This is a genomic window from Paenibacillus sp. HJGM_3, assembly GCF_045062745.1.
In the GTDB taxonomy this organism is placed as follows: Bacteria; Bacillota; Bacilli; order Paenibacillales; family NBRC-103111; genus Paenibacillus_AA.
On record NZ_JBJGED010000059.1, the window covers coordinates 1 to 4,512 of the forward strand.

Here is a 4,512-nt window from a genome sequence, read left to right on the forward strand (position 1 = left end):
CGCCGAATCGGTGCGCGGCGAGCACCTCGCCGCGGGAGCGGTGTCGGCGGGTCACCTCGCCGCCGAATCGGTGCGCGCCGAGCATCTCGCCGCGGAAGCGGTGTCGGCGGAGCATCTCGCCGCCGAATCGGTGCGCGGCGAGCACCTCGCCGCGGGAGCGGTGTCGGCGGGTCACCTCGCCGCCGAATCGGTGCGCGGCGAGCACCTCGCCGCGGGAGCGGTGTCGGCGGAGCATCTCGCCGCCGAATCGGTGCGCGGCGAGCATCTCGCCGCGGGAGCGGTGCACGGCGAGCATCTCGCCGCGAGCGCGGTGTCGGCGGGGCATCTCGCCGCCGGCAGTGTGCGCGGCGATACGCTCGCCCCCGGGGTCGTAGCGGCGGAGCATCTCGCCGACGGCAGCGTGGGCGGGGCGGCGCTCGCCGCCGGATCGGTCGCGGCGGGTCACCTCTCCACGGAAGCGGTACACGCCGAGCATGTCGCGGAGGGCGCCGTGGGAACCGGCCACCTCGCGAACGGCGCCGTGACGACGGAGAAGCTGCGTCCGCAAGCGGTGACGGGGGAGCAGCTCGCGTACGGGGCGGTGACGGGCGACAAGATCGCCTCCGAATCGATCTCGAGCAAGCACTTGCGGCATGAATCCGTACAGGGGTACCATATCAAGTCCGGGACGATCAAGGGCTACCACCTGGAGCCGAACATCTTCACCGCCGAGCACATCTCGGGGGGCGCCATTCTGAGGGAGAAGCTGCAGCCCGGCATCATCGGCACCGATCAGCTCGAGGACCGGGCGATCACGAGCTCCAAGCTGGCGGAAGGCGCCATCCACTCGGATTTGCTGGCCGAAGGGAGCGTCCTCCCGCACCATCTCGCTTCCGGATCGATCGGGCAATGGCATCTGCGCCAGGGGATTATCGGGCCCATCGAGCTGCAGGATTCGGCGGTAACGGAGAGCAAGCTGGCCGATGGCGCGATAACCGGACCGAAGATCGCGTTCGAAAGCGTAGGGGCCGAACATCTGCGCCCGGAATCGATCTACGGCTACCATCTGCAGCCCGGGCTGATCAAAGGGTACCACCTGGAAGAAGGCATCCTGAATTCGAGCCACTTGGCGGACGGCAGCGTGGCGGGGGCAAAGCTGCAGCCGGAATCCATCGCGACCGATGCGCTGAAACCGGACGCCGTGACCAGCTCGAAGCTGGCGGAGGGAGCCGTGCTCTCGAAGCACTTGACCGAGCAAGCGATCCGGGAGGAGCATCTGGCGGAAGGTTCCGTAAGCAATCGCCACTTGAATCCGGAATCCGTCGGAACGGCGCAGCTCCAGGACTTGGCGATTACGGTAGAGAAGCTGGCGGACGGCGCGGTGAGCGGGACGAAGCTGGGAGACGGCTCGGTGAGCTGGCGCCACTTGACCCCGGAAACGGTCGGAACGGCCCACCTGCTGAACGCGGCGGTTACGGGGGAAAAGCTGGCGGACGGCGGGGTGACGGCTGAGAAGCTGGCGGACGGCTCGGTGAGCGGACGCCACCTGAACCCGGATTCGGTCGGAACGGCGGAGCTGCTGGACGCGGCGGTTACGGAAGGAAAGCTGGCGGAAGGTGCGGTGACCGGGGAGAAGCTGGCGGACGGCTCGGTGAGCGGGCGCCACCTGAACCCGGACTCGGTCGGAACGGCCCAGCTCCTGGACGCGGCGGTTACGGAGGGCAAACTGGCGGAAGGTGCGGTGACCGGGGAGAAGCTGGCGGACGGCTCGGTAAGCGGGCGCCATCTGAACCCGGATTCGGTCGGAACGGCGCAGCTTCGGGACTTGGCGATCACGGGAGAAAAGCTGGCGGACGGGGCCGTAACCGGGGAGAAGCTGGCAGAGGGCTCGGTAAGCCGGCACCATTTGAATCCGGAAACGGTCGGAACGGACCAACTTCTGGACTCAGCCGTCACCGAGCGGAAGCTGGCGGACGGCGCGGTGACCGGACCTAAGCTGGCGTACGAAAGTGTGGGAGCCGAACATCTGTGTCCGGAAGCGATCTATGGTTACCATTTGCAATCGGGGCTGATCAAAGGGTACCACCTGGAAGAAGGCATCCTGAATGCGGAACATTTGGCGGACGGCAGCGTGACAGGGGCAAAGCTTGCACCGGAGTCTATCGGGACCGATTCGCTGAAAACGGGAGCCGTGACCGGCGTGAATTTGGCCGCTGGAGCTGTGAAGGCGAATCACTTGGCCGGGCAGAGCGTACACGAAGAGCATCTGGCGGACGGCTCGGTGAGCGGGCGCCACTTGAACCCGGATTCGGTCGGAACGGCTCAGCTTCTGGACTTGGCCGTAACGGGCGAAAAGCTGGCCGACGGTGCGGTGACGGGAACGAAGCTGGCCGAAGGCTCGGTGAGCGGTCGGCACTTGAACCCGGATTCCGTGGGAACGGCGCAGCTGTTGGATTCGGCCGTAACGGGCGAAAAGCTGGCCGACGGTGCGGTGACGGGAACGAAGCTGGCTGAAGGCTCGGTAAGCGGTTGGCACTTGAACCCGGATTCGATCGGAACGGCGCAGCTTCTGAACTTCGCCGTAACGGGCGAAAAGCTGGCCGACGGTGCGGTGACGGGATCGAAGCTGGCTGAAGGTTCGGTGAGCGGTTGGCATTTGAACCCGGATTCCGTGGGAACGGCGCAGCTGCTGGATTCGACCGTAACGGGCGAAAAGCTGGCCGACGGTGCGGTGACGGAACTGAAGCTGGCTGAAGGCTCGGTGAGCGGGCGCCACTTGAACCCGGACTCGGTCGGAACGGCGCAGCTGCAGAACGCGTCTGTGACGGTCGAGAAATTGGCGGACGGCGGAGTGACCCGAGTTAAGCTGGCAGCCGAAAGCGTAGGCGCGGAACATCTCCTGCCCGAGTCGGTGCACGGCTATCATCTGCAAGCCGGGGTCATCAAGTCTCACCATCTGGATGCCGGTCTTGTGCATACGGACCATCTGGCTGCAGGCGCGGTTAGCGGGTCCCACCTCAAAGCGGGCTCCGTAGCATCGGAGCATCTGGCCGATGCCGCGGTGACGGGCGAGAAGCTGGCGTTGCATACGATTACCGGTGACCACCTGATGAACGAGACGATCGAATCGCGGCACATTTCCGACCAGGCGATCGGCGAGGAGCATCTGCAGGAGAACAGCGTGGCGACGGCGATGCTGCAGGACGAGGCCGTAACGGCCGAGAAGCTGGCGCCGGTCTCGATTACGGGTGAAAAGCTGGCTCCCGGCTCCATCGGCAGCGAGCATATCCAGCCGGGCGCCATCCAGCCGCATCACCTGAAGATGGCCTTAATCACCGTATTGGCGGAGCACGGCCCGCAGGAAGCGGAGATTTGCCCGGGGTCGATCGGCTCTTCCGAGCTGGCGGAGGGCTCCGTGAATGCGAGCCACCTGAGCGCCGGATCGGTCGGTTCCGCACAGTTGGCGGAAGGCGCCATCGAGGCGCGCCACTTGAGTGCGGGCTCCATTCAATCCGCCCAGCTGGCTGCCGGCTCTGTAGGCCCGCAACAGCTGGCGGAGGGCTCCGTGAACGCGAGCCACCTTAGCGCGGGATCGGTCGGTTCCTCGCAGTTGGCGGAAGGCGCCATTGAGGCACGCCACTTGAGTGCGGGCTCCGTCCAATCCGCCCAGCTGGCTGCCGGCTCTGTAGGCCCGCAACAGCTGGCGGAGGGTGCCGTGAACGCGAGCCACCTGAGCGCGGGATCGGTCGGTTCCTCGCAGTTGGCGGAAGGCGCCATCGAGGCGCGCCACTTGAGTGCGGGCTCCGTACAATCCGCCCAGCTGGCTGCCGGCTCCGTGGGCTCACAACAGCTGGCTGAGGGTGCCGTGACCGCCAGCCACCTGAGCGCGGGATCGGTCGGCTCGTCACAGTTGGCCGAAGGGACTGTCGACCTGAGACACTTAAGTGCGGATGTCATTCGATCCGTGCAGCTCGCGGTAGAGTCCATCGGGTCCCCGCATGTGGCGGAGGGGTCCATCGGTTCCTCGGAACTGGCGGAAGGGTCCGTCGGTACTCGTCACCTGAGAGCGGGCTCCGTACAATCGGCCCAACTCGCCGACGAGTCGGTCGGTTCCGCACAGTTGGCCGAAGGCGCCGTGACCTCAAGCCATCTAAGTGCTGGCTCCGTAGGGGCGGATCAATTGGCTGAGGGTGCCGTAAGCACCCGCCACCTGGCAGCCGGCTCAGTAGGCGCAGCCCAGTTGGCGGATGGAGCCGTGAGCGCCAATCACTTGGCGGAAGGAGCGGTGGGAGCCGCCCAATTGGCGGACGGTGCTGTAAGTGCGAACCACTTGGCCGAAGGCTCGGTGGGAGCCACCCAATTGGCGGATGGAGCCGTGGGCACCAATCACTTGGCGGAAGGCTCGGTGGGAGCCGCCCAATTGGCGGATGGTGCCGTGAGCGCCAACCATTTAGCCGAAGGCTCGGTGGGAGCCGCCCAATTGGCGGATGGAGCCGTGGGCACCAATCACTTGGCGGAAGGCTCGGTGGGAGC

The 4,512-nt window shown here is 66.2% G+C and carries 1 protein-coding gene; it reads left to right on the forward strand.

Annotation, left to right across the window (positions count from 1 at the left end; genetic code table 11):
• The coding region (locus ACI5FR_RS33780) for a hypothetical protein (RefSeq protein WP_405462758.1) at positions 1–4,512 on the forward strand (4,512 nt) is incomplete at both ends.